Here is a 24,078-nt window from a genome sequence, read left to right as displayed (position 1 = left end):
CGCCGCCCATCGGGCGGCGTTTTCGTTTGTGGCTCAGGCTTCGCGGTTGCGCGTCAGCAGGGCCGGCTTCTCACCCCGTGGGCGGGTTGGCAACTGCTCGAGCTGATCCAGGCTGGGCAGGCGGTCGATCTTCGATTCCTTGTGGATGATCACCGGCTGCTTCTCACGCGGCTTGGCGGCTTCCTGGCGCGTCACCGCAGGCTCCTCGATCCGCCGGCCTTCATTCTTGCGCCGTGGCTGGCCATTGCTGCGCGGCTGCCCGCTGCGTGCCGCCTGACCCTGGCCCGGACGCTTGCCCTTGCCGGCCGGCGAACCCGCGCCACCCGTACGAGTGGCTCCGGCTCCGGCTGCGCGCGGTGCGGCGCCCGGCTGGGCGGGGGCGCCGGGGCGCCGACCGCGGTTCTGCTTGTTCTGGTACGGGCTGACGTAGTCGACCCGGTTGCCGAAGTTGTCCACTTCGTCGTCGAGGAACTCGTCCGGGGCACGATCCGGAGGCAGTTGTGGTGGTCGGGAAATGGCTTGGGCTTCGCTGGTCACGCCGTCGCGAGCAGGCTTGCGGGCCTTGCTCTTGCTGCGGCGATTGCGTTCCTTCTGCTCGGCACCCTTTTCGGCCGGCTTGTCTCGTTCGCCATGCGCCTTGCGCTCGCCGCGCTGCGGGCGCGGTTGGCGCGGCTCGCGTACTTCGGGCTTCTCCGCTTCGATGCTGCTGGCATCGAAACCCATCGGGTCGCCTTCTGGAATGCGCTGCTTGGTCAGGCGTTCGATGCCCTTGAGCAGCTTCTCTTCATCGGGCGCCACCAGTGAGATGGCCTCACCGCTGCGTCCCGCACGGCCGGTACGGCCGATACGGTGCACGTAGTCTTCCTCGACATTGGGCAGCTCGAAGTTGACCACGTGAGGCAATTGATCGATGTCCAGCCCGCGCGCGGCAATGTCGGTGGCGACCAGGATGCGTACCTGATTCGCCTTGAAGTCGGCCAGGGCCTTGGTACGGGCGTTCTGGCTCTTGTTGCCGTGAATCGCGGCAGCCGGCAGACCATGCTTTTCCAGGTACTCGGCCAGGCGGTTGGCGCCGTGCTTGGTACGGGTGAAGACCAGCACCTGTTCCCAGGCGCCCTGGGTGATCAGGTGGGCCAGCAGGGCGCGCTTGTGACTGGCGGCGACGCGGAACAGGCGCTGTTCGATGCGCTCGACCGTGGTGTTCGGCGGGGTCACCTCGATGCGCTCGGGGTTGTGTAGCAGCTTGCCGGCCAGATCGGTGATGTCCTTGGAGAAGGTCGCCGAGAACAGCAGGTTCTGGCGCTTGGCCGGCAGCTTGGCGAGGACCTTCTTGACGTCATGGATGAAGCCCATGTCGAGCATGCGGTCGGCTTCGTCGAGGACGAGGATCTCCACATGCGACAGGTCGATGGCTTTCTGATTGGCCAGATCGAGCAGTCGGCCCGGGCAGGCGACGAGTACGTCGAGTCCCTTGGCGACAGCCTGGATCTGTGGGTTCATGCCGACGCCGCCGAAGATCACCGTGCTTTTCAGCGGCAGGTCGCGGGCATAGATCTTGAAGCTGTCGTGAACCTGGGCGGCGAGCTCGCGGGTCGGCGTCAGCACCAGCACGCGCGGCTGTTTCGGGCCGTAGCGGTGTTCACGGTCCGGGTGACCACCCGGAAACAGCAGTTCGAGTACCGGCAGGGCAAAACCGCCTGTCTTTCCGGTTCCGGTCTGGGCGGCGACCATCAGGTCACGGCCTTGCAACACGGCGGGAATGGCCCGCTGTTGCACGGGGGTAGGCTGGGTGTAACCGGCAGCTTCGACGGCACCGGCCAAAGCCTCGGAGAGACCGAGGGAAGCAAAGGACATGAGTAATCCTGTCTTGTTAGGGGCATGGCCCTGGGATGATCATGCCTGGCTTGAATCGCGACTGGCGTGCGATCCCGTCCGGTCCTGCCGCGGATAATAAGGGCGGCATCCGGGCGTAAGCCTGGCGGAAGCGCGGAGTATAACAGAGCCTGTCAACGCCGCATTGCTCTGACAGTGTCGCAGGTCAGGCGTTCATTAGCCAGCTCCGTATTTCTACGGAGCGGATTGCGCTCAGCCAGACAGCTTGAGGTTGTTCCAGATCGCCAGACTCGGTTCGGCCTGATTCAGCGTGTAGAAATGCAGGCCCGGTGCGCCGCCAGCCAGCAGCTTTTCGCACATCTCGGTGATCACCTGTTCGCCAAAGGCCTGGATGCTCTGCATGTCGTCGCCATAGGCTTCGAGCTGCTTGCGTACCCAGCGCGGAATTTCCGCGCCGCAGGCATCGGAGAAACGCGCCAGCTTGCTGTAGTTGGTGATCGGCATGATGCCCGGTACCACCGGCGTTTCCACCCCGAGTCTGCGCACGCGCTCGACGAAGTAGAAATAGCAATCGGCATTGAAGAAGTACTGGGTGATGGCACTGTCCGCACCGGCCTGCGCCTTGCGCACGAAATTCGTCAGGTCGTCTTCGAAGTTGCGTGCCTGCGGATGCATTTCCGGGTAGGCAGCGATCTCGATATGGAAGTGATCGCCGGTTTCGGCGCGGATGAACTCCACCAGCTCGTTGGCGTAGCGCAGCTCGCCGCTGGCCATGCCCATGCCGGACGGCAGGTCACCGCGCAGGGCGACGATGCGCTTGATGCCAGCGCTCTGGTAGAGATTCAGCAGCTCGCGCAACTCGGTCTTGGTGTCGCCGACGCAGGACAGGTGCGGTGCGGTGGGGATCTTCACCTCGCCGTCTAGCTGCAGCACGGTGTTCAGCGTGCGGTCGCGTGTGGAACCACCGGCACCGTAGGTGCAGGAGAAGAAGTCGGGCTGATAGCCGGCCAGCTGGCGGGCCACGTTCAGCAGTTTTTCATGCCCCGCTTCGGTCTTGGTGGGGAAGAACTCGAAGCTGATGGAAGGGCGGTTCGAAGAGGTCATACAGAAATTCCTTGAGCTGCAAGCCACAGCCCACGAGCGCGCATGGCGCTCGTGGGCTGTGGCGTGACCGGCTTAGTAGCGGTAGCTGTCCGGCTTGAACGGACCTTCGACGGCAACGCCGATGTACTCGGCCTGCTTGGTGGTCAGCTGGGTAACCACGCCACCGAAGCCCTTGACCATTTCCAGCGCCACTTCCTCGTCGAGCTTCTTCGGCAGCACCATGACGGTGACGTTCTGGCTCTTCTCGGCTACCGGCAGGTCGGCGAACTTCTCGTTGTAGAGGTGGATCTGCGCCAGCACCTGGTTGGCGAAGGAACCGTCCATGATCCGGCTCGGGTGACCGGTGGCATTGCCCAGGTTCACCAGGCGGCCTTCGGCCAGCAGGATCAGGTAGTCGTCGTTGGTCGGGTCGACGGTCTTGCCGGTGCGGTGGATCTTGTGCACCTGCGGCTTGACCTCTTCCCAGCCCCAGTTGGCGCGCATGAAGGCGGTGTCGATCTCATTGTCGAAGTGGCCGATGTTGCACACCACGGCGCGCTTCTTCAGCGCCTTGAGCATGCCGGCGTCGCACACGTTGACGTTGCCGGTGGTGGTGACGATCAGGTCGATCTTGCCCAGCAGCGCGGCGTCGACGCTGGCGTCGGTGCCGTCGTTGATGCCGTCCTTGTAGGGGGAGACCAGCTCGAAGCCGTCCATGCAGGCCTGCATGGCGCAGATCGGGTCGACTTCGGAAACCTTGACGATCATGCCTTCCTGGCGCAGCGACTGCGCCGAGCCCTTGCCCACGTCACCATAGCCGATCACCAGGGCCTGCTTGCCCGACAGCAGGTGGTCGGTGGCGCGCTTGATGGCGTCGTTGAGGCTGTGACGGCAGCCGTACTTGTTGTCGTTCTTGCTCTTGGTGACCGAGTCGTTGACGTTGATCGCCGGGATCTTCAGGGTGCCGCCCTTGAGCATGTCGAGCAGGCGGTGCACACCGGTGGTGGTTTCTTCGGTCACGCCGTGGACGCGCTCGAGCACCTGCGGGTACTTGTCGTGCAGGATCTGGGTCAGATCGCCGCCGTCGTCGAGCACCATGTTGGCGTCCCACGGCTGGCCGTCCTTGAGGATGGTCTGCTCGATGCACCATTCGTACTCTTCCTCGGTTTCGCCCTTCCAGGCGAATACCGGGATGCCGGCGGCGGCGATGGCGGCAGCGGCCTGGTCCTGAGTGGAAAAGATGTTGCAGGACGACCAGCGTACTTCGGCGCCGAGGGCGATCAGCGTTTCGATCAGCACGGCGGTCTGGATGGTCATGTGGATGCAGCCGAGGATCTTCGCGCCCTTGAGCGGCTGCTCGGCGGCGTACTTGCCGCGCAGGCCCATCAGCGCGGGCATTTCGGATTCGGCAATGATGATTTCGCGGCGGCCCCAGGCGGCCAGGGAAATATCGGCGACCTTGAAATCGGTGAAACCGGCAGGCGTCATGACAGCACTCATCGAAGAGTTCTCCATTCGTAAAAGGTGCGAATGGGCGCCGTTGATGCGTTTCAGGAAACGCCCCATCCGAGCCTGACAGGTGAAGCCTGATCTGGATCGACTGCGGTGAAGCAGGGAAGCACGGTGGCTTGCGAGATCCAAGAACAGGTTTCAGCCTGCTGCAGCGCCCCTCGGACGGGTGGCGGGCACGGCCGAAGCGGAGTCGACCGGAAAGCCGGGCGATTATAGCCGGGCCTGCCGGCAAAGCCCAAGCCTGTCAGTCCTGCCCGGACGATACCGCACAGATGCGTCGCACCAGCCTGCCGATGCTCAGACCCTGGACGAGGATGGAAAACAGCACCACCAGGTAGGTGACGTTCAGCAGCACGCTGCGCTCGTCACTGGGTGGCAATGCCAGCACCAGTGCCACGGAAATGCCACCGCGCAACCCGCCCCAGGTGAGGATGCTGACCCGGCCGGCAGCGAGTGGCCCAGGCGGCGCAACAGTAGCACCGGCGGGCCGACCGCAGCGAGGCGGGTGGCGAGGATCAGCGGGGTCACACACAGTGCCAGCAGCAGGTACTGCGCGCTGAACGGCAGCAGAAGCAGCTCCATGCCGATCAGGACGAACAGCACGGCGTTGAGGATATCGTCGAGCAGCTCCCAGAAATTGTCGAGATTTTCCCGGGTGTGCGTGGACATCGCGTGGCGTCTGGCCAGGTTGCCGATAATCAGCCCGGCCACGACCATGCTGATCGGTCCCGACACCTCGCCGGGGCTCGGTGGCTCGCCACGTGCCAGCGAGGGTGGCGAGCAGACCGATGGACCAGCGCCGCGCCCGAAGGTCGTCGAGGTTGATGTGCAATGCGCCGGCGAACAGCAGGAAGGAAAGCATGCCGTCCATGGGCAGGCGATTGAAATCGATGCTGCGTACCAGGGTCTCGATGGACCGTGCCCCGGCGACTTTGGTGCCGGCCTGTCGGCCGAACCTGCCAGGCAGGCACGGGTCAAATACGATAGGCCCGGCGAAATGGCGTCGGCCAATGTCTAGGGAGGAACGCGGATGAACCTGATGCTTCGCCTGGCGCCCATGTTCGTCGTTGCGGCAGTCAGCCTGCCCGCTGCGGCGAAATCCTGTTACGTACATAGCGAAACGTCCGGTGCGGTGCCGGCTCCGGTGGTCACCGAAAAATGCTTCGAATTCCGCGGCATGGAGCAGGATTCAGCGATCGACTGGGTCTGCCAGGACAACGAGGCGGTGAAGAATTCCCGGCGTGAGATTCGCGACAGTTGCCCGGCCGGCCATTTTGGCATCTGCACCGCGCCGATGACGCCCGAAACCCTCTCCAACGAGCGCGCCACCGGCTCGCAGGCGAGCAGCAGCCCGATGCCGACCACCATCGACGAGGCTTCGCGCATCGTCACCTACCACTATCACGCCAGTGATCGGGCACAGGCGAGAATCGACTGCGAAAGCGCCGGTGGCAGTTGGTCACGTTAGCGGGCGCCTGGCGGAGGATTTGTCCTCCTGGGTCGTCCCGGGGATAATCCGGCGCTTTGATTGACGAGTGGTTGAATCATGAAGCTGAGACTGCTGAGCCTGTCGCTGTTTGCCGCGATGACATTGATCGCCTGCGACCGGGTCGATCCGAACTCGCCGCTCGGCAAGCGCAAGGCGATCTACCAGGCGATGCTCGATACCAAGGAGGACCTTGGCGGCATGCTGCGTGGGCGTCTGCCGTTCGATGCCGATGCCTTCGTCGCCGGGGCTGCACGTCTCGACGAGCTGTCGCGCCAGCCCTGGCAGCATTACCCCGCTGTCAAGGAAGAACAGAGCGACGCCCGTGATGACGTCTGGCAGCAGCAGGCGCGCTTCAACGAAATGGCCCGCGAGCTTGAGGCCCGCACTGCGGCGCTTGTCGAGGCGACCACGGCAGCGCCACCACGACCCGAGAGCGTGGCCCCGGCCTTTCAGCGCGTCGAGGACGCCTGTGAAGCCTGCCACAAGGAATTTCGTGCCTACTGAATGAAATCGCCGCCGCCCGGGTGACGCTCAGCGGCGGGTGGCCTCGAGCCGGCGCCGCGCTTCGGCGAGGGCGCGCTGGCGACGCTCCGTGAGTAGCGGATCGCCCTGGCTCAGCGCTTCGCGCAGCTGGGCTTCACGCTCGTTGACTTCCTGGCTGGCCTGTTCGAATGCGGGACGCTTGGCCGGAGGCACCTCGCCCCGGCAGATCGCCGCCAGTCGCTGCAAGGTTTCTTCCAGCGACTGCATGCGCACCTTGTCGCCGCTCAGGCGTGCTTCCTGAAGTTCATGGCCATAGCGGGTGCGCTGCCCTTCGCAGTGGTGGTCGGTCGTCTGCACGGCACTGCAGAGCGCGCTTGCGAGCAAGCAGGCCGCCATCAGGGCAGCATGGGTGAACCGACTGGGCACGATCTTCTCCGTCTGCTTGAGCCAGCAGATGTCGACCATGGAGGTCCCTCGAAGTGCCATCAGGCGCCTGGAATTCCAGCGGACTGTAGCGTGCGCCTGATGGCCGCGATGTGAGGGTCGCTGAAGAAGGCCTGCAAGCGCCGTGCGGTCGCCCGCTCGATGCCGGGCAGAGCGAGCCAGGCCGCTTCCCCGCGACTGGCCAGCGCCTCCCAGCCCGGCGTCGTGTCGATGTGCCTGACGGCGGGCATGCCGAGGCCGGCAAGCCAGGCGCCGAGCGAGCGACGGTGGGCCAGGCGCTGCGCCTTGAGCAGACGCTCGGTGCGGGCTTTGCCGAAGCCCGGCAACCCGGCCAGTTGTTCATGCTCCAGCTGCAGCCAGGCGAGTGGCTCACCGAGCAGGCCCGCATCGAGCAGGGCGGCCCATGTGCCGCTGCCGATGCCGGGCAGGCGCAAGCCCTTTTTGCCCCCAAGCCAGGTGAGCCGGGCCAGGTACTGCTGCCGGCAGCCGGGCTCCGGCCGCCAGCAGCTCAGCGTGTGATAGCGGGACGGGTCCGGCGTGTCCACCGATGCCCGGACCGGGCTGCGCCAGGCCACCGATTGCAACTGCGCGATGACCTGCCCGGCGAGCACGATGGTGACCTGATCGCCCGGACGGATATCGAGCGCCTCCCAGCGCGACAGCGAGCCAAGGCTCAGGCGGCTGATGCGCCGGTCATCCAGCTGCACCGGCTCGAGCTCCAGCAAGGGGGTGATCCGGCCGCTGCGGCCGATACGAAAATCCACCCGACGAACCTCGGCCAGCGCGGTACGCAACGGGTACTTCCAGGCAACGGCCCAGTGCGGCGGTTCGGCCTGCCAGCGCACCCCTGCCGGGCGCGAACCCTGGCGCAATACCACGCCGTCGCTGGCGAAAGGCAGCGCCTGGCGGTACCAGTGCTCGCGCCAGTGGCGTGCCTCGGCGAATCCGGCCAGTGACAGGGTGTAGCGCCGGCTATCGTCGAAGCCCAGCGCTGCCAGCCCGTCCAGGCGTGCGTTCATCCTGCTCGGGCCGTTGGGCCAGTCCCAGACGAACAGGCCGATGCTGGCGGCCTCTGCGGCTGTCAGTCGGTGGCTTGCCATCGCCCCGGCGACTCGCCCGCGTGCACCACTGCCGCCGTCCCGCGCCTGCACGTGAGCCGGCTGGCGCCAGTAGAGTTCGCCCTGCAGAACGATTTCGGCAGAGCTGTTCACTTGCCGGGGGACTGCCGGCAACTGGCGGACCCTGGCGCTCCAGTCCTGGCCGCGGCGGCCGTCGCCACGGCTGATCGCCTGCTGCAGGATGCCGTCGCGATAGACCAGGGTGACCGCCACGCCATCGACCTTGGGCTGGATCCAGAGATCGTCTCGCCGGGCCATCCAGTGCCTGACCGCCTGCTCGTCGGGCAGCTTGGACAGTCCGGTCTGTGCCACCGGATGCGGGTGCGTGCCGGCGGCGCCCTGCAACGGGTCGGGTTCGGCGCTGGCGGTCGTGAAGCAGCGCCGCCATTGCTGCAGGCGCGCGCGGCTCTGATCGTAGACCTCGTCATCGACCAGTGACTGGCCGTGGACATGGTAGGCCTCGTCCCATTGGCCGAGCAGCTGGCTGAGATGAGTGATTTCGCGCGCAGCCTGATCGGCTGTCCAGTCGGGGCAGGCGGCGAGGGCGCAGTGGGAAAACAGGTATAGCGATAGGGCGATCAGACGTTGCATGGCGAGCATCCTTGCTCCGGTTGGCGACCACGGCCGTCGCCGGCCGTGGCGCCATTGTCGCCTGTGAGGTGTCGGCACGACTGTGCGTCAGCGCATATTGAACAGTTCCTGGTGGAAGTCGCCCTGCGCCAGTCCGTGTGCCTGCAGGCCTCGGCGCAGGTCGCGGGCAAAGCCCGACGGGCCGCAGAACCAGAAGTCGCAGTCCAGCCAGTGGGGTATCTGTTGACGCAGGCGCTCGGGCGTCAGGCGACCGTGCTCGCTGGCAATCATCAGGTGCAGGCGAACGTGGGCGCGTTCGGCAAGTTGGCGGATGCGCTCGATGAAGTCCTGGTCCGGCGCATTGGTGCTGTAGAACAGATCGACATTGCCGCCGCCGTCGGCGCTGCCATTGGCCAGGGCCTGCAGGCGGGCAATGAAGGGCGCGATGCCGATGCCCCCCGCGACCCAGATCTGCGATCGCTTGCGACCCTTGAAGTCGAAGCAGCCATACGGGCCTTCGACCCTTACCGGATCGCCGACCGAGAGGCGCTCGGGCAGCGTGCGGGTGTAATCGCCCAGGCCCTTGATGGCGAATGCCAGTTTGCCGTCATTGCACCAGGCGCTGGACAGGCTGAATGGGTGCGGGCCTTCGCGTTCGTCGAAGGTGACGAAGGCAAACTGGCCGGCCTGGTGGCCAGGCCAGGGGCCGTCGAGCGTGATGTCGACGCGCAGGACGTGGTTGTCCGCATGATGATGCAGCGCGTGGATGTGCCCGATCACCTGACGCCTGCGACCGATGCGGCGGGCAAGCGAAACCAGTCCGGCCAGCGATCCGGCGAGCAGCAGCAGCGCCATCACCGGGCCGAGCGCACTGCGCCAGTAGGCAGGCTGCATCAGTATCAGCGAGTGAATGACCAGCGCCAGGTAGACCAGCGCCAGCCAGCGATGGGTTCTGAAGAACCAGCGATATGGAATGCGCTTGAGCAGCACGACTGCGCTGTAGAACGCCCACTCGCCGATGTCTTCGGCCAGGCCTCGCTGGCTGTGCTGCCATGCCGCAAGGCCGCTCCTGGCCTGCTCGGCTCCGGCCCGGAGCGGGCGTTCGAGCCAGCCCAGACCGACCAGCCATTTAGGCACCTGTGCCCAGCCCCAGTGCACCACGCCGAGCGCCAGCGCGGCGATACCCAGCCACTTGTGGAGCCGATAGGTCTTGTCCAGACCGTCGAAAAGCCTTTCGATGCGCCGTGGGCGGATCGCCAGCAGCATGGCGCCGCTCATTGCGGCGATGGCGAGTACGCCGGTGTACTGAACCATGTCCGCCCGCAGCGGCCAGAAACGGGAGTAGCTGCCCGTCGTGAAGTCGTTGGCCAGCCACCAGAGCAGGCTCAGGCCGGCCAGCAGGGCCAGGCAGGCCGCTTTGATTCGTTGCATGCGGTTTGTCCCATAGCCAGTGGGGTTGGTCCCGAGCATGCGCCGGCCGGAGGCGCAGCGACATGATCGGGATCAGCAATTGCCCAGGCGAGCCGGTCGACCCCGTTTTTCACTTACAATCCGCCACCGATCCCAGCGGAGCGACTATCGTGCAACCTGTCATCGCCATCGAGCACCTGACCAAGACCTATGCCTCCGGCCATCCGGCGCTCAAGCGCATCGACCTGACGATCCGCAAGGGCGAGATATTCGCCCTGCTCGGCCCCAACGGTGCCGGCAAGACCACGCTGATCAGCATCATCTGCGGCATCGTCAATCCGGGCAGCGGGCGGGTGCTGGTCGACGGCCACGACATCGTCCATGACTACCGCGCGGCGCGGTCCAAGATCGGCCTGGTGCCGCAGGAGCTTTTCAACGAAGGCTTCGAAAGCGTCTGGGCGACAGTGCGGTTTTCGCGCGGGCTATTCGGCAAGGCGCCCGACGATGCGTTCCTGGAAAAGCTGCTGCGCGACCTGTCGCTGTGGGACAAGCGCAACGCACGCATCCTGGAGCTTTCCGGTGGCATGAAGCGCCGCGTGATGATTGCCAAGGCGCTGTCCCACGAGCCGTCGATCCTTTTCCTCGACGAACCCACCGCCGGCGTCGACGTTGAGCTGCGCCGCGACATGTGGGAGATGGTCCGCGGGCTGCGTGAACGCGGGGTGACCATCATCCTGACCACCCATTACATCGAGGAGGCCGAGGAGATGGCCGACCGCATCGGCGTGATCAGCAAAGGCGAGATCATCCTGGTGGAAGACAAGGACGTACTGATGCACAAGCTCGGCAAGAAGCAGCTGACCCTGCATCTGCAAAGGCCCCTGGCGCAGATTCCGGCAGAGCTGGCCAGTTATCCGCTGGAGCTGACCGATGCCGGCAACCAGCTGGTGTTCACCTTCGACGCCCAGCATGAGGACACCGGCATCGCCGAGCTGCTCAAACGCCTGGCCGCGCACGGCATCGATTTCAAGGACCTGCAGTCGAGCCAGAGCTCGCTGGAGGACATCTTCGTCAACCTGGTTCACGGTCGCTGAGGAAAAGCCCGCATGAATTTCTACGCGATCCGCGCGATCTACCTGTTCGAACTGGCGCGCACCTGGCGCACCCTGCTGCAGAGCATCGCCACCCCGGTGATATCCACTTCGCTGTATTTCGTCGTGTTCGGCTCGGCCATCGGCGCACGCATGGAGGTGATGCACGGCATCCCCTATGGCGCGTTCATCATCCCCGGCCTGATCATGATGGCGCTGCTCACCGAGAGCATCTCCAACGCGTCGTTCGGCATCTACATGCCGCGTTATTCCGGGACCATCTACGAGGTGCTGTCGGCGCCGGTGTCCTATGTCGAGATCGTCATCGGCTACGTTGGCGCGGCGGCGACCAAGTCGCTGGTGCTCGGCGTGATCATCCTGCTTACCGCGCGACTGTTCGTCGACTACGAGATCCAGCATCCGCTAATGATGACGCTGTTCCTGGTGCTGACGGCCATCACCTTCTGCCTGTTCGGCTTCATCATCGGCATCTGGGCCGATGGCTGGGAGAAGCTGCAGATCGTCCCAGCGCTGATCGTCACGCCGCTGGCCTTCCTTGGCGGCAGCTTCTATTCCATCGAGATGCTGCCGCCGCTGTGGCAGAAGGTCACCCTGTTCAACCCGGTGGTGTACCTGATCAGCGGCTTCCGCTGGAGTTTCTACGGCGTTTCGGACATCAGCGTCGGTGTCAGCCTGGCGATGATCCTCGGCTTTCTCGCAGCATGCCTGCTGGCGGTGTGGTGGATCTTCAAGACTGGCTATCGGTTGAAGAGCTAGCCCACAAAAAAAGCGCCAGCAGGTCAGGCTGCGTGAACACTACTGCGCTCGGCCATGCTGCGTTAAAAACACGCTCAAAATGCTCATTTACAGCTCGTAAATTGCGCTTTTTTGCCTGTTTTTGCCTTGCCTGACCATCGCTCGCTACGTTTTCACACGGTCGATGCGGGCGCTTTCATTACGGCATCGAGGCCTACTTGCCGAACATCTTGCCCAGGCCGATCAGGGCATCCTTGGCCTGGGTCACGGCCTGGACCTTCTCGTTGACTGCCGCGGCGTCATCGCCAGCGGCATTGGCTGTCAGGCCTTCGGCATTCAACTGTTGGCAGCCGCTTTCGACCTTGGCCAGGGCGTTGTTCAGCTTCTCGTTGCCGAGCATCTGGCCAAGCAACTTGCCGGTTTCCAGGTTGCCTTGCTGGGCCGTCAGCTGCTCTTCGCACTTCGCCTGGGCGTCAGTCGTGGCGGCGTGCAGCGAAGCGCTACCAAGGGCGAGGGCGGCGCAGCAGAAAAGATGGGAAATACGCATGGATAACCTCCTGTAAAGCCGATCACGACAGGTGATCGGTCAAGTCCATTCGAAAAGGAGGGGGATGATAGCGTTTAGCCTGTATGTCGAGAAAGTGCTGCCATGATATTTTCACTTGCGGGCCATCAACGGAGCGGCCGAGGAGAAGCGCTCGGTAGCTTGATCGCTGCTCACCATGAGCCGTAGGGAATGCCATGTCTTTCGATATAGGCTTTGGAGCTTTTCGAAAGGAAGTAGTATTCGCCATCGGATTGCCCGCCATATGGCCCCTTGGGTTCGATTTCCGCCTGGGCGCGCAGGATTTCGATGGGCCCGCCGCAGGTGCTCATGACCCAGCCCCTGACCACGCCGCCAGGCGCGAGCCCCAGGGCCAGGGCATGGCGGTACTCGCTGGTGCGGCAAGGCGGATCGAGCCGTTCGCTCATCAATTGCCGGGCGCGCTCGGGTATCTCGAGGGTTATCCGGTAGGTCTGGGGTTCGGCCAGGGACTGCCAGCGTACGTAGATGCGTTTGGGCAGGTCGGCACCGTTGACGTGGCGGCCCGCGCCCCAGCCGAAGCGTTCGCCCCAGCCGGCAGCATCTCCCTGGCCGTCGGGTGGCGTGCGAACGGCAACTATGCCGCTGCCTACATGGAAGAATTGTCGGCCGCGGATGTCCTCCACGGCGGCGGTCTCCACCCAGACCTCCATGTAGTCGGGGGCCAGAAAGCCAAGGCGCCAATATGGATAGGGCAGGCCGCCGGGGGTTCTCTCGGCGCTGGCGCAGCCCGTGAGTAGCAGGATCAGCAAGCTGAACAGTGTCGCTTTCATTGCTTCGCTTCCTGCGGGGCATCGCTATGCCGAACTCGTTGGTGTTCGGCCGGGGCATTGATAAAAACCACATCCAGAGTGCTGCCACCGCGTCCCGCAGCGGCATTCCAGTTGGCGGAGAGGTGGATATAGCGCTGGCGCAGCAGGCGCTCCTCTTCCGCATCCAGCGCACCGCTGCCGCTTCTCGCCCAGGCCAGTAGCTTGTCGTTGATGGGCATCAGTTCTTCCGGAAGCGCTAGAGCTGGATCTTTTTCCTGAATGCGGTTGAAGGGGACGTCTGCTTCCAGCGCCAGCGCATGCATCACCCGCAGATACACTCGCGAGAGATGTCCATAGACCCGGCGCTCCAGATAGGGAGCCGCCAGCACGTATTTCATCTGGTCGCCACGCCCGCCGCTGAATGGAGGCAAATACTCCCAGACATCCGTATCCAGCCGGGCCGTGGCGTCCTCCGGATCCAGCAGGCTGGCTTGACGAGCATATCCGGTGTCGAGTCGTGCGTGCCGGTAGGCTTCGGTGCGGTATGGATCGGTATCGCGGTAGACCCAGTTGCTGTATGGCCGCGTCAGATAGAGACGCTCGTTGGCCTGCGGCTGGTAGCCCCCGCCCAGATCCGAGTGGGCACCAGGCAATACGATTTCCCGGTGCGGCGGGGAAACGCCATTGAGCGCGAAATTTCGACGGAACTCGTCACGCGCTACCAGATGGACGACCTGGCGCGCCGCATCCGGTGCCAGGTAGAGATCGATACCGCCATTGATGCCGTCAGCGGGGTCGCCCCAATCGTCCCAGCCACCCAGCGCCGCGACGGTGTCGAACAGGCCGATGAAATTGATCAGCACATCGGCCTGCCAGTCGAAGCCGGGGGCCAGGCCGAGCCTGCCCATGCGGCGCAATTCGCCCAGCGGTCCCCCTTCGCGCAGAAGCACCTGGTTGGCGAAATGCCGGGCTGCCGCCGCGCCGCGGCTGAAGCCGAAAATGTCCAGTTCAAGCCGGGTCGGAGGGGTGGCGGGGTTTTCCGCTGCGAAGCTGTCCAGGGCCTGCGCGAGAAGCTTCATGCTTTCTTCGACCTTGGCCGGCACGCCCGTCGCGCCGCGACCGAAAGCCTGGCCGGGGAACAGGGTGTCCGGTTCGCCAGTGCTCGTGCCGATGCCGGTAACGTACACACGTAAATCGGCATTGCCCTTGCCCGAAGGTAATGGTTGGCCTGAATCATCACGGTAGAGATCATACAGCCGCCAGATATTGCTCACATCGTTGGCATAGCTGCTGTCCGGGTCGAGGTGATGGGTTTCGCAGCGCTGGATCAGGCCCTGGGCCTGCTGCTCATCGATGCCGAGCGCCGCTGCGCGGCACTGGGTGCCGATGGTGCTGTTGCCGGCATTGTTGCCGGTGCCGTCGAAAAATACCCCGATGCGCAAGGTGATCCGCTGGTCGGTGGTCAGTTCTTCCTCCTCGTCCTCTTCCTCCAGATCGAGCGGAGCGGGATCGCCGGGCTCCTCGCGCCAGGCACGCGCAGCCAAGGGCACAGCTGGTTGCGGCTGCGTCGGTACGCTGGCGGGCGCCAGAGCAGCGGTGAGCGCCGGGTGCAGTGGCGCTGGGGGAGTGAAAGACGCGGGCGTATGGGTGTTGCCGATGCTGACGGTGCCGGACCCGCTGACGATAGCGTTGCCATGATCGCCCAGGCTGCCCAGGGTGGCAGCGGGCTTGCCGTTGATAAGCACGTTGGGTATGAGGTTGCCCGTCAGCGCGCTGCCACAGCCGGTGGCGTCGCCCGCGCGGGCGGCGGGCTGCCCGTCGAACAGAACATCGGGCGAGCCGGTGACGATGGGATTGTTACCGTGCCCGGTTTTCGGGCACCTGCTGGGGTCGCCCAGGCGGGCGGCGGGTTTGCCGGACATGACCAATCTCCCTATCGGTTATCCGGGCATCACCTTGCCTAACCGCGCCGAGGCTGCGCAAGCTGCGTATCGCGTTTTTCAGGGCTGGTTCGCACCAGAGGCGGGGCATGCGCCGCCGTTTGTTCCCTGCAAAAACGAGCAAGCCCCGCGCGGCGTGGGCCGGCGGGGCTTGCTCGATATGCGCAGCCAGCGGTTTCTACAGTCCGGCAGCAGCGCGCAGGGCGTCGGCCTTGTCGGTGCGCTCCCAGGTGAAGGCGGTGAAGGTGTCGCCACCCACCGTCATCTCGTAGGGCGTGCGGCCGAAGTGGCCGTAGGCCGCGGTGGCCTTGTACATCGGGTGCAGCAGGTCGAGCATGGTGGTGATCGCGTACGGGCGCAGATCGAAGTGCTCGCGGACCAGTTCGATGATCTTGTCGTCACCGAGCTTGCCGGTGCCGAAGGTGTTCAGCGAGATGGATGTCGGCTGGGCCACGCCGATGGCGTAGGACACCTGGATCTCGCAGCGCTCGGCGAGGCCGGCGGCGACGATGTTCTTGGCCACGTAGCGGCCGGCGTAGGCAGCCGAGCGGTCGACCTTGGACGGGTCCTTGCCGGAGAAGGCGCCGCCACCGTGGCGCGCCATGCCGCCATAGGTGTCGACGATGATCTTGCGTCCGGTCAGGCCGCAGTCGCCTACCGGACCGCCGATGACGAACTGGCCGGTCGGGTTGATGTGATACTGGGTGTCCTTGTGCAGCAGCTCGGCCGGCAGGCAATGCTTGACGATCAGCTCCATCACCGCTTCGCGCAGGTCGCTCTGCTTGACCTCGGGGTTGTGCTGGGTCGACAGCACCACGGCATCGATACCGGCAACCTTGCCGTTCTCGTAGCGGCAGGTGACCTGGCTCTTGGCATCCGGGCGCAGCCAGGGCAGCAGGCCATTCTTGCGTGCTTCGGCCTGGCGCTCGACCAGCGCGTGGGAGAAGCGGATCGGCGCCGGCATCAGCACGTCGGTTTCGTTGCTGGCATAGCCGAACATCAGGCCCTGATCACCGGCACCCTGGTCTTCCGGGCGCGAGCGGTCGACGCCCTGGGCAATGTCCACCGACTGCTTGCCGATGATGTTGATGATGCCGCAGGTGGCACCGTCGAAACCGACTTCCGAGCTGTTGTAGCCGATGTCGACGATGACGTCGCGCACCAACTGCTCCAGGTCGACCCAGGCCGAGGTGGTCACTTCACCGGCGACGATCGCCACACCGGTCTTGACCATCGTTTCGCAGGCCACGCGGGCGTGCTTGTCCTCGGCGATGATGGCGTCGAGCACCGCATCTGAGATCTGGTCGGCGATCTTGTCCGGATGCCCTTCGGACACGGACTCGGAGGTAAAAATCGAGTATTCGCTCATCTATCGGTTTCCTAATTACCGGTGGGTGAGTCGGTCGTCAGGGACGGACCGGGAAAAGTACCGGGCCTGGATCTGAAAACCGTTCTTCAAGCCAATGTAGAGGCTCTCGCCGGGCGTGAGCCCCGCGGCATCGGCCCAACGGGCCAGATCGTCCTGTTCGAAGCCCAACCAAAGGTCGCCGCAGGCCTCCCTGGCCCAACTCTGGTTGTGGCTGCACAACTCGGTGATCAGCAGGCTGCCGCCCGTTTTCACCAGCCGTGCCAGCTGTTTCATCGCCTCGCCCGGCGCCGCCAGGTGATGCAGCACCATGTTCAGCACCACGCAGTCGGCCGGCAAGCAGTCGTCATGCAGCGCGTCGGCGAGCTTCAGCTCGACATTGCCAAGCCCCGCTTCTTCACAGCGGATACGCGCCAGCTCGAGCATCGCCGGACTGTTGTCCAGCGCCACCACCCGGGCGAAACGCCGGGCCAGTTCCGGCAGGAAGCTGCCGTCGCCGGGGCCGACCTCCAGCGCGGTGGCGGCGCCGTCGAAACTCAGCGCATCGAGCAGGGCCAGCACGCTGTCGCGATACTGCGGCAGGCCGGCGATCAGGTCCTGGCGAGCCTGGAAGCTACCGGCCATGCGCGCGAAGAAATCCTCGCTGGCGGCGCTGCGCTGGGCGTGCACGGCGGCGATACGGGCCTCGATCTCGCGTGGCAGCTCCAGCCGGTCGGCCTCGTCGAGCAGTGCCGCGTGCAGTTTGCCGCCCAGGCTGTCCACCTGTGGCAGGCTGCGTCGGTAGAACACCGCGTTGCCTTCCCGGCGCGTCGCCAGCAGGCCGGCCTGAGTCAGCACCTTGAGATGATGGCTCATTCCCGACTGGCCGATGGCGAAAATCTGTGCCAGCTCCAGTACGCCGAACGAATCGCTGGCCAGTACGCGCAGCACGTTCAGGCGCAGCGCATCCCCGCCGGCCTTGCACAGAACGGCGAGCTGCTCGCTGGCGTCGTAACGGATCTGGGAAATGCGCAGGCTCATAAGGTGCGCAGTCTAGTCGGTCACTTTTCGTACAGCAAGGCCAATATCAAAATGTTTTGATATTGGCCTTGCTGCACCAATCGGACTGTCCCGGCAGGCAGCGACGGCTGCGCCCTGCGACGGCAATTGCCGGTCTGGCCCGTGGGGATAACGAATCGAGCGTCTGTCGGCTGGCCGGGCAGGGCGTCGAGCTGGCGGATTGACGGCGCGTGCCGGGGCATTCAGTCATTGCCCCGGCCACCCTCGGTAGGGGAAAATGGCCGCCTTTTTCTACGTACACCCCCGCAGGAGATCAGCGATGCCCAGCCGTCGTGAGCGAGCCAATGCCATCCGCGCACTCAGCATGGATGCCGTGCAGAAAGCCAACAGCGGCCACCCGGGTGCCCCCATGGGCATGGCGGACATCGCCGAAGTGCTCTGGCGCGACCACCTCAAGCACAGCCCGACCAACCCGCAATGGGCCGACCGCGACCGTTTCGTGCTGTCCAACGGCCACGGCTCGATGCTGATCTACTCGCTGTTGCATCTGACCGGCTACGACCTGTCCATCGATGACCTGAAGAATTTCCGCCAGTTGCACAGCAAGACCCCGGGCCACCCGGAGTTCGGCTACACCGCCGGCGTCGAGACCACCACCGGGCCGCTGGGCCAGGGCCTGGCCAACGCCGTTGGTTTCGCCGTGGCCGAGAAGGTCATGGCGGCGCAGTTCAACCGCCCCGGTCACAGCATCGTCGACCACAACACCTACGTGTTCCTCGGCGACGGCTGCATGATGGAAGGCATCAGCCACGAAGTCTGCTCGCTGGCCGGCACCCTGGGCCTGAACAAGCTGATCGCCTTCTACGACGACAACGGCATCTCCATCGATGGCGAAGTGCACGGCTGGTTCACCGACGACACCCCGCGCCGCTTCGAGGCCTATAACTGGCAGGTGATCCGCAATGTCGACGGGCATGACGCCGACGAGATCCAGATGGCCATCGAGACCGCGCGCAAGAGCGACCGGCCGACGCTGATCTGTTGCAAGACCATCATCGGCTTCGGCTCGCCGAACAAGCAGGGCAAGGAAGAATCCCACGGTGCCGCCCTGGGCGATGCCGAGATCGCCCTGACCCGCGAAGCACTGGGCTGGAAGCATGGCCCCTTCGAAATCCCGGCCGAGATCTACGCCGAGTGGGATGCCAAGCAGAAAGGCGCCGACGCCGAGAACGAGTGGAACAAGCGCTTCGCCGCCTACGAGGCCGAATTCCCGGCCCTGGCCGCCGAGTTCAAGCGGCGTATGGCGGGCGAGCTGCCGGCCGACTTCGCCGAGAAGGCCAGCGCGTTCATCCGTGAAGTCGCCAGCAAGGGCGAGACCATCGCCAGCCGCAAGGCCAGCCAGAACTGCCTGAATGCCTTCGGCCCGCTGCTGCCGGAACTGCTCGGCGGTTCGGCTGACCTCGCCGGCTCCAACCTGACCCTGTGGAAGGGTTGCAAGCCGGTGGTGGCCGAGGATGCTTCGGGCAACTACATGTACTACGGCGTGCGCGAGTTCGGCATGGCCGCGATCATGAACGGCATCGCCCTGCACGGCGGCCTGATCCCCTACGGCGCCACCTTCCTGATGTTCATGGAATACGCCCGTAATGCCGTGCGCATGTCCGCGCTGATGAAGCAGCGGGTGCTCTATGTGTTCACCCACGACTCCATCGGTCTGGGCGAAGACGGTCCGACCCACCAGCCGATCGAGCAACTGACCAGCCTGCGCACCACGCCGAACCTGGACACCTGGCGCCCGGCCGACACCGTCGAATCGGCGGTGGCCTGGAAGCACGCGGTCGAGCGCAAGGACGGCCCGAGCGCGCTGATCTTCTCGCGCCAGAACCTGCCGTTCCACGTGCGTGACAACGAAACCGAAGCGGCCATCGCCCGCGGTGGTTACATCCTGAAGAACTGCGCCGGCGAGCCGGAGTTGATCCTCATCGCCACCGGTTCGGAAGTCAGCCTGGCGGTGCAGGCCGCCGACAAGCTGACCGAGCAGGGCCGCAAGGTGCGCGTCGTCTCGATGCCGTGCACCAGCGTGTTCGACGCCCAGGACGCGGCCTATCGTCAGCAGGTGCTGCCGGTGGAAGTCGGTGCACGCATCGCCATCGAGGCGGCGCACGCGGACTACTGGTACAAGTACGTCGGTCTCGACGGGCGCATCATCGGCATGACCAGCTACGGCGAGTCGGCTCCGGCCGGCCAGCTGTTCGAGGAGTTCGGCTTCACCGTCGACAACATCCTCGCGGTGGCCGAAGAGCTGCTGGAAGACTGAAATCGAGCGGCGGTGGATGACTGCGGTCATCCACCCTACGTCACGCCACCTTGCGTAGGGTGGAAAACCCGCGCAGCGGTTTTCCACCGCCAGGACCGACGAATCCCATGGCCAACGCCCGTCCCTATCGCGTCGCCCTCAATGGCTACGGCCGCATCGGCCGTTGCGTGCTGCGTGCCTTCTATGAGCGCGGCGCAGCCTTCGACTTTCAGTTCGTTGCCCTCAACGATCTGGCCGACATGGCCAGCCTGGAATACCTCACCCGTTTCGACTCCACCCACGGTCGCTTTCCCGGCGAGGTGAGCGTGGATGGCGACTGCCTGCATCTCAACGGGCACTGCGTGAAGGTGTTGCGCGAGTCGACGCCAGAAGCGGTCGACTGGCGTGCGCTGGATGTCGATCTGGTGCTGGAATGTTCCGGCGCCTACACCAGCCGTGCCGATGGCGAGCGCTTTCTCGCGGCAGGCGTGCCGCGGGTGCTGTTTTCCCAGCCGATGGCCAGTGCCGCCGATGTCGACGCCACGGTGGTGATGGGCATCAACCAGCAGCAACTGAGCGGCGCCGAGCGGCTGGTCTCCAACGCATCCTGCACTACCAACTGTGGCGTGCCATTGCTCAAGCTGCTCAACGATGCGGTGGGTATCGAGTACGCCTCGATCACCACCATTCACTCGGCAATGAACGACCAGCCGGTGATCGACGCCTATCACCATGAGGATCTGCGTCGCACGCGTTCGGCCTTCCAGTCGGTGATTCCGGTGTCCACGGGGCTGGCGCGTGGCATCGAACGCCTGCTCCCGGAACTCTCCGGGCGGATTCAGGCCAAAGCGGTGCGGGTGCCCACGGTGAACGTGTCCTGCCTGGATATCACGCTGCAGACCGCCTGCGATACCGATGCGCGAACGATCAACCGGGTGCTGCGCGAAGCCGCCGAAAGCGGGCCCCTGCAGGGCTTGCTGGCGTATACCGAGCTGCCCCATGCCAGCTGCGATTTCAATCACGATCCGCATTCGGCGATCGTCGATGGCAGCCTGACGCGGGCGTCCGGTCCGCGCCTGGTGAACCTGCTGGCCTGGTTCGACAACGAATGGGGTTTTGCCAACCGCATGCTCGACGTCACCGACCATTATTTGCGCGTGGCTCATCGCTAGCGTGCCGCGCCTGGAACATCGCTGCTTCTCGACCTTAAGGAAGACCAACATGACCGTTTTGAAGATGACCGATCTCGACCTCCAGGGTAAGCGCGTGCTGATCCGCGAGGACCTCAACGTGCCGGTGAAGGATGGCGCGGTGAAGAGCGATGCACGCATCCTGGCCTCGTTGCCGACCATCAAGCTGGCCCTGGAGAAGGGCGCGGCGGTGCTGGTCTGCTCGCACCTGGGCCGCCCGGAAGAGGGCGTCTACAGCGAGGAAGACAGCCTCAAGCCGGTCGCCGACTACCTGTCCAAAGCGCTCGGCCGCGACGTGCCGCTGATCAAGGACTACCTCGAAGGCGTCGAAGTGCAGCCGGGTGAGCTGGTGTTGCTGGAGAACGTACGCTTCAACAAGGGCGAGAAAAAGAACACCGACGAGCTGGCGCAGAAATACGCCGCGCTGTGCGACGTTTTCGTCATGGACGCCTTCGGCACCGCGCACCGCGCCCAGGGCTCGACCCATGGCGTGGCCAAGTTCGCCAAGGTCGCCTGCGCCGGCCCGCTGCTGGCGGCCGAGCTGGAAGCGCTGGGCAAGGCCCTGGACAAGCCGGCTCGGCCGATGGTGGCCATCGTCGCCGGCTCCAAGGTATCGACCAAGCTCGACGTACTGACTTCGCTGGCAGACATCTGCGACCAACTGATCGTCGGCGGCGGTATCGCCAACACCTTCCTCGCCGCGGCCGGCTACAAGGTCGGCAAGTCGCTGCACGAGGCCGATCTGCTCGACACAGCCAAGGCCATCGCCGCCAAGGTCGCCGTACCGCTGCCGGTCGACGTGGTGGTTGCCAAGGAATTCGCCGAAAGCGCCGAGGCCACGGTCAAGGACGTTGCCGACGTTGCCGACGATGACATGATCCTGGACATCGGGCCGAAGACCGCCGCCATGTTCGGCGAAATGCTCAAGGCCTCGCAGACCATCCTCTGGAACGGCCCGGTGGGTGTGTTCGAGTTCGATCAGTTCGGCAACGGCACCAAGGTGCTGGCCCAGGCCATCGCGCAGAGTCCGGCCTTCTCCATCGCTGGCGGTGGCGACACCCTGGCGGCCATCGACAAGTATGGTGTGGCCGAACAGATCTCCTATATTTCCACCGGTGGTGGCGCTTTCCTCGAGTTCGTCGAAGGCAAGGTGCTGCCGGCGGTCGAGGTGCTGGAACAGCGCGCCGGCTGAACTTCGCGGGCGAGGTGAACGCCTCGCGCCGCTCGCCTGCCGGCCCGGGATATGCCGGGCCGGCAGTGCATGGAGCAACCCCCGCGGCTCACCGTGGTCTTTGTTCTATCTGGAACAAGGAAAGGGGATGCACCATGCGATATGCCGTTGTTGCTGCTTGCTGCCTGGGGTTGGCCGGTTGCGCCGGGAATTCACCGGATAGCGCCTGCCAGGTACTCGAGCCACCGCCTGTCCTCGGCCCGACTGCCGAGCATGACCAGCGTGTCGAAATGCAGGCCACGGGTGACCCGACCATCACTACGCAAGGCGGCCTGCAGGATTGCCCCTGATCACCGTCTGCCAAGGAGAAGGAATGAACAAAGGCCTGTCCATGCTGCTTGCTGCGGTGCTGCTTGGCGGTTGCGGACATTGGCAATCCGGCCCGGACGCGCCTTTCGTTCGCTGGAAATGCCAGGGCCAGCAGACCATCGCCTGGCGCTACGCCGATGACCGGCGCACCGTCATCGACCTGAAGGTCGGCAATGACGAGCGCATTCATACGCTGCACAAGGAACCTGCCACGCGTGGCACTTTCTATAGCGATGGCGTGCTCGCCTTCCATGACAAGGGCAACGAAGCGTTGGTGTACCGCGTCGCCGATGACCAGGTACTGGCCCACGGCTGCAGTGCGTCGCTCATCAGTATCTAGCGAGACACGAGTTATAACTGCTTCGCCGCTGCGAGGCATTCGGTTGAAAGCCGGCGGGACGCTGGCATTTGTCGCGCCCGCCACTACAATGCCGCGCCCAGCGTGCGGCGCTTGAACAGCGCCGGCCACTGCGGCAGGCTCTACACGATCAAACGACCCAGACCGGGAGAAAGGAAAACATGGCACTCATCAGCATGCGCCAGATGCTCGACCACGCTGCCGAATTCGGCTACGGCGTGCCGGCCTTCAACGTCAACAACCTCGAGCAGATGCGCGCCATCATGGAAGCGGCCGACAAGACCGATTCCCCGGTGATCGTCCAGGCTTCCGCCGGTGCGCGCAAATACGCCGGTGCACCGTTCCTGCGTCATCTGATCCTGGCGGCGATCGAAGAATTCCCGCATATCCCGGTGTGCATGCACCAGGATCACGGCACCAGTCCGGACGTCTGCCAGCGCTCGATCCAGCTGGGCTTCTCATCGGTAATGATGGACGGTTCGCTGAAGGAAGACGGCAAGACCCCGGCCGACTACGACTACAACGTCCGCGTGACGCAGCAGACGGTGGCCTTCGCCCACGCCTGCGGCGTGTCCGTGGAGGGCGAGCTGGGTTGCCTGGGTAGCCTGGAAACCGGCATGGCCGGTGAGGAAGACGGCGTCGGCGCCGAAGGCGTGCTCGATCACAGCCAGCTGCTGACCGATCCGGAAGAGGCCGCCGATTTCGTCGCCAAGACCAAGGTCGACGCCCTGGCCATCGCCATCGGTACCAGCCACGGCGCCTACAAGTTCACCAAGCCGCCGACCGGCGACACCCTGTCGATCCAGCGCATCAAGGAAATCCATGCGCGCATTCCCGACACCCACCTGGTGATGCACGGCTCCTCCTCGGTTCCGCAGGAGTGGCTGAAGATCATCAATCAGTACGGTGGCGAGATCGGCGAGACCTACGGCGTGCCGGTCGAAGAAATCGTCGAGGGCATCAAGTACGGCGTGCGCAAGGTCAACATCGACACCGACCTGCGTCTGGCTTCCACCGGCGCGATCCGCGAGTTCCTGGCGAAGAACCCCAGCGAATTCGACCCGCGCAAGTACTTCGCCAAGACCGTCGCCGCCATGCGCGACATCTGCATCGCCCGCTACGAAGCCTTCGGTACCGCCGGCAATGCCAGCAAGATCAAGCCGATCTCGCTGGAAGGCATGTTCCAGCGCTACGCCAGCGGCGAACTGGATCCGAAGATCAACTGATCCGTCCAGCCATGAAAAAGCCCGCTGCAAAGCGGGCTT

Annotated in this window: 21 protein-coding genes, 1 pseudogene and 1 riboswitch; of the genes and pseudogenes, 10 read left to right on the top strand and 12 right to left on the bottom strand. The window is 64.7% G+C overall.

Features of this window, described 5'->3' with window-relative positions; translation table 11 throughout:
- Positions 1 to 33: 33 nt before the first annotated feature.
- The 4 genes and pseudogenes from B597_RS31385 to B597_RS46305 all read right to left on the bottom strand — a co-directional run.
- On the bottom strand, positions 34 to 1,854 hold the full coding sequence (locus B597_RS31385) for an RNA helicase RhlE2 (protein WP_024161848.1): 1,821 nt from the start codon (positions 1,852 to 1,854) through the stop codon (positions 34 to 36).
- Between the two features lie 231 nt (positions 1,855 to 2,085).
- The gene (metF, locus tag B597_RS31380) at positions 2,086 to 2,937 is read right to left on the bottom strand and encodes a methylenetetrahydrofolate reductase [NAD(P)H] (RefSeq protein ID WP_003294077.1); all 852 of its coding nucleotides are present in this window, start codon (positions 2,935 to 2,937) and stop codon (positions 2,086 to 2,088) included.
- A gap of 72 nt (positions 2,938 to 3,009) precedes the next feature.
- A complete protein-coding gene (gene ahcY / locus B597_RS31375) occupies positions 3,010 to 4,416 on the bottom strand; it encodes an adenosylhomocysteinase (protein ID WP_003294076.1) in 1,407 nt (468 codons plus the stop codon).
- A 25-nt stretch (positions 4,417 to 4,441) separates the two neighbouring features.
- Positions 4,442 to 4,594, bottom strand: a riboswitch (S-adenosyl-L-homocysteine riboswitch).
- Between the two features lie 78 nt (positions 4,595 to 4,672).
- Positions 4,673 to 5,341: pseudogene (locus B597_RS46305) on the bottom strand (cation:proton antiporter); the annotation flags it as partial.
- Between the two features lie 117 nt (positions 5,342 to 5,458).
- On the opposite strand from B597_RS46305, the gene B597_RS31360 reads away from it, so the two are divergent.
- Both B597_RS31360 and B597_RS31355 read left to right on the top strand, forming a co-directional pair.
- Entirely contained in the window at positions 5,459 to 5,896 is a 438-nt protein-coding gene (locus B597_RS31360; protein WP_003294072.1) for a hypothetical protein, read from the top strand.
- A gap of 78 nt (positions 5,897 to 5,974) precedes the next feature.
- Positions 5,975 to 6,421: a c-type cytochrome gene (locus B597_RS31355; protein ID WP_003294071.1), complete on the top strand. Its 447-nt coding sequence runs from the start codon at positions 5,975 to 5,977 to the stop codon at positions 6,419 to 6,421.
- Positions 6,422 to 6,448: 27 nt separating this feature from the next.
- On the opposite strand, the gene B597_RS46045 is transcribed toward B597_RS31355, so the two are convergent.
- The 3 genes from B597_RS46045 to B597_RS31345 form a co-directional block, all read right to left on the bottom strand.
- Positions 6,449 to 6,886 carry a DUF1090 family protein gene (locus tag B597_RS46045; RefSeq protein ID WP_082321486.1) on the bottom strand — a complete coding sequence of 146 codons (438 nt, stop codon included), beginning with the start codon at positions 6,884 to 6,886 and terminating at the stop codon, positions 6,449 to 6,451.
- The gene (gene ligB, locus B597_RS31350) at positions 6,886 to 8,553 is read right to left on the bottom strand and encodes an NAD-dependent DNA ligase LigB (RefSeq protein WP_003294068.1); all 1,668 of its coding nucleotides are present in this window, start codon (positions 8,551 to 8,553) and stop codon (positions 6,886 to 6,888) included. The genes B597_RS46045 and ligB overlap by 1 nt, the downstream gene beginning before the upstream one ends.
- An 87-nt stretch (positions 8,554 to 8,640) precedes the next feature.
- On the bottom strand, positions 8,641 to 9,963 hold the full coding sequence (locus tag B597_RS31345; protein ID WP_003294067.1) for a ferredoxin reductase family protein: 1,323 nt from the start codon (positions 9,961 to 9,963) through the stop codon (positions 8,641 to 8,643).
- 149 nt (positions 9,964 to 10,112) lie between these two features.
- On the opposite strand from B597_RS31345, the gene B597_RS31340 reads away from it, so the two are divergent.
- Together B597_RS31340 and B597_RS31335 are read left to right on the top strand one after the other, a co-directional pair.
- Positions 10,113 to 11,036 carry an ABC transporter ATP-binding protein gene (locus tag B597_RS31340; protein WP_003294066.1) on the top strand — a complete coding sequence of 308 codons (924 nt, stop codon included), beginning with the start codon at positions 10,113 to 10,115 and terminating at the stop codon, positions 11,034 to 11,036.
- Between the two features lie 12 nt (positions 11,037 to 11,048).
- A complete protein-coding gene (locus tag B597_RS31335; protein ID WP_003294065.1) occupies positions 11,049 to 11,810 on the top strand; it encodes an ABC transporter permease in 762 nt (253 codons plus the stop codon).
- Positions 11,811 to 12,003: 193 nt separating this feature from the next.
- Here the strand turns inward: B597_RS31335 and B597_RS31330 are convergent, their stop codons facing one another.
- The 5 genes from B597_RS31330 to B597_RS31310 all read right to left on the bottom strand — a co-directional run bounded on the left by B597_RS31330 (position 12,004) and on the right by B597_RS31310 (position 17,450).
- Positions 12,004 to 12,336, bottom strand: coding sequence for a hypothetical protein (locus B597_RS31330; RefSeq protein ID WP_003294063.1), 333 nt, complete (start codon positions 12,334 to 12,336; stop codon positions 12,004 to 12,006).
- Between the two features lie 170 nt (positions 12,337 to 12,506).
- The gene (locus B597_RS31325) at positions 12,507 to 13,145 is read right to left on the bottom strand and encodes a DUF2931 family protein (protein WP_003294062.1); all 639 of its coding nucleotides are present in this window, start codon (positions 13,143 to 13,145) and stop codon (positions 12,507 to 12,509) included.
- Positions 13,142 to 15,046, bottom strand: coding sequence for a PAAR domain-containing protein (locus tag B597_RS31320; RefSeq protein WP_003294061.1), 1,905 nt, complete (start codon positions 15,044 to 15,046; stop codon positions 13,142 to 13,144). Before B597_RS31320 ends, B597_RS31325 begins: the two co-directional genes overlap by 4 nt.
- 196 nt (positions 15,047 to 15,242) lie before the next feature.
- Positions 15,243 to 16,433 carry a methionine adenosyltransferase gene (gene metK, locus B597_RS31315; RefSeq protein WP_003294060.1) on the bottom strand — a complete coding sequence of 397 codons (1,191 nt, stop codon included), beginning with the start codon at positions 16,431 to 16,433 and terminating at the stop codon, positions 15,243 to 15,245.
- Between the two features lie 15 nt (positions 16,434 to 16,448).
- Positions 16,449 to 17,450 carry an ArsR/SmtB family transcription factor gene (locus B597_RS31310; protein WP_003294058.1) on the bottom strand — a complete coding sequence of 334 codons (1,002 nt, stop codon included), beginning with the start codon at positions 17,448 to 17,450 and terminating at the stop codon, positions 16,449 to 16,451.
- Positions 17,451 to 17,748: 298 nt separating this feature from the next.
- Between B597_RS31310 and tkt the strand changes: the two genes are divergently transcribed.
- The 6 genes from tkt (at position 17,749) to fba (ending at position 24,039) form a co-directional block, all read left to right on the top strand.
- A complete protein-coding gene (gene tkt, locus B597_RS31305; RefSeq protein WP_003294057.1) occupies positions 17,749 to 19,746 on the top strand; it encodes a transketolase in 1,998 nt (665 codons plus the stop codon).
- Positions 19,747 to 19,853: 107 nt separating this feature from the next.
- Positions 19,854 to 20,897 (top strand): erythrose-4-phosphate dehydrogenase, encoded by a 1,044-nt coding sequence (epd, locus tag B597_RS31300; RefSeq protein ID WP_003294055.1) that lies wholly within the window; start codon positions 19,854 to 19,856, stop codon positions 20,895 to 20,897.
- Positions 20,898 to 20,946: 49 nt separating this feature from the next.
- A complete protein-coding gene (locus B597_RS31295; RefSeq protein WP_003294054.1) occupies positions 20,947 to 22,107 on the top strand; it encodes a phosphoglycerate kinase in 1,161 nt (386 codons plus the stop codon).
- A 134-nt stretch (positions 22,108 to 22,241) separates the two neighbouring features.
- Positions 22,242 to 22,436, top strand: a complete 195-nt coding sequence (locus B597_RS46300; RefSeq protein WP_031323314.1) for a hypothetical protein — start codon at positions 22,242 to 22,244, stop codon at positions 22,434 to 22,436.
- Between the two features lie 23 nt (positions 22,437 to 22,459).
- The gene (locus B597_RS31290) at positions 22,460 to 22,795 is read left to right on the top strand and encodes an MliC family protein (protein WP_003294052.1); all 336 of its coding nucleotides are present in this window, start codon (positions 22,460 to 22,462) and stop codon (positions 22,793 to 22,795) included.
- A gap of 179 nt (positions 22,796 to 22,974) precedes the next feature.
- The gene (fba, locus tag B597_RS31285) at positions 22,975 to 24,039 is read left to right on the top strand and encodes a class II fructose-bisphosphate aldolase (protein ID WP_003294050.1); all 1,065 of its coding nucleotides are present in this window, start codon (positions 22,975 to 22,977) and stop codon (positions 24,037 to 24,039) included.
- The last annotated feature ends 39 nt before the right edge of the window (positions 24,040 to 24,078 follow it).

The organism is Stutzerimonas stutzeri KOS6 (genome assembly GCF_000307775.2).
In the GTDB taxonomy this organism is placed as follows: domain Bacteria; phylum Pseudomonadota; class Gammaproteobacteria; order Pseudomonadales; family Pseudomonadaceae; genus Stutzerimonas; species Stutzerimonas stutzeri_B.
This window is presented reverse-complemented; position numbering and strand designations above follow the sequence as displayed.

What these genes read in the sequence shown, in the direction of transcription:
- B597_RS31310 (WP_003294058.1), bottom strand. Translation starts at nt 17,450, where the DNA reads ATGAGCCTGCGCATTTCCCAGATCCGTTACGACGCCAGCGAGCAGCTC.
- metK (WP_003294060.1), bottom strand. Translation starts at nt 16,433, where the DNA reads ATGAGCGAATACTCGATTTTTACCTCCGAGTCCGTGTCCGAAGGGCAT.
- B597_RS31335 (WP_003294065.1), top strand. Translation starts at nt 11,049, where the DNA reads ATGAATTTCTACGCGATCCGCGCGATCTACCTGTTCGAACTGGCGCGC.
- fba (WP_003294050.1), top strand. Translation starts at nt 22,975, where the DNA reads ATGGCACTCATCAGCATGCGCCAGATGCTCGACCACGCTGCCGAATTC.
- metF (WP_003294077.1), bottom strand. Translation starts at nt 2,937, where the DNA reads ATGACCTCTTCGAACCGCCCTTCCATCAGCTTCGAGTTCTTCCCCACC.
- B597_RS31330 (WP_003294063.1), bottom strand. Translation starts at nt 12,336, where the DNA reads ATGCGTATTTCCCATCTTTTCTGCTGCGCCGCCCTCGCCCTTGGTAGC.
- ahcY (WP_003294076.1), bottom strand. Translation starts at nt 4,416, where the DNA reads ATGAGTGCTGTCATGACGCCTGCCGGTTTCACCGATTTCAAGGTCGCC.
- B597_RS31360 (WP_003294072.1), top strand. Translation starts at nt 5,459, where the DNA reads ATGAACCTGATGCTTCGCCTGGCGCCCATGTTCGTCGTTGCGGCAGTC.
- B597_RS46045 (WP_082321486.1), bottom strand. Translation starts at nt 6,886, where the DNA reads ATGGCACTTCGAGGGACCTCCATGGTCGACATCTGCTGGCTCAAGCAG.
- B597_RS31355 (WP_003294071.1), top strand. Translation starts at nt 5,975, where the DNA reads ATGAAGCTGAGACTGCTGAGCCTGTCGCTGTTTGCCGCGATGACATTG.
- epd (WP_003294055.1), top strand. Translation starts at nt 19,854, where the DNA reads ATGGCCAACGCCCGTCCCTATCGCGTCGCCCTCAATGGCTACGGCCGC.
- B597_RS31290 (WP_003294052.1), top strand. Translation starts at nt 22,460, where the DNA reads ATGAACAAAGGCCTGTCCATGCTGCTTGCTGCGGTGCTGCTTGGCGGT.
- B597_RS31295 (WP_003294054.1), top strand. Translation starts at nt 20,947, where the DNA reads ATGACCGTTTTGAAGATGACCGATCTCGACCTCCAGGGTAAGCGCGTG.
- B597_RS46300 (WP_031323314.1), top strand. Translation starts at nt 22,242, where the DNA reads ATGCGATATGCCGTTGTTGCTGCTTGCTGCCTGGGGTTGGCCGGTTGC.
- B597_RS31345 (WP_003294067.1), bottom strand. Translation starts at nt 9,963, where the DNA reads ATGCAACGAATCAAAGCGGCCTGCCTGGCCCTGCTGGCCGGCCTGAGC.
- B597_RS31325 (WP_003294062.1), bottom strand. Translation starts at nt 13,145, where the DNA reads ATGAAAGCGACACTGTTCAGCTTGCTGATCCTGCTACTCACGGGCTGC.
- ligB (WP_003294068.1), bottom strand. Translation starts at nt 8,553, where the DNA reads ATGCAACGTCTGATCGCCCTATCGCTATACCTGTTTTCCCACTGCGCC.
- tkt (WP_003294057.1), top strand. Translation starts at nt 17,749, where the DNA reads ATGCCCAGCCGTCGTGAGCGAGCCAATGCCATCCGCGCACTCAGCATG.
- B597_RS31320 (WP_003294061.1), bottom strand. Translation starts at nt 15,046, where the DNA reads ATGTCCGGCAAACCCGCCGCCCGCCTGGGCGACCCCAGCAGGTGCCCG.
- B597_RS31385 (WP_024161848.1), bottom strand. Translation starts at nt 1,854, where the DNA reads ATGTCCTTTGCTTCCCTCGGTCTCTCCGAGGCTTTGGCCGGTGCCGTC.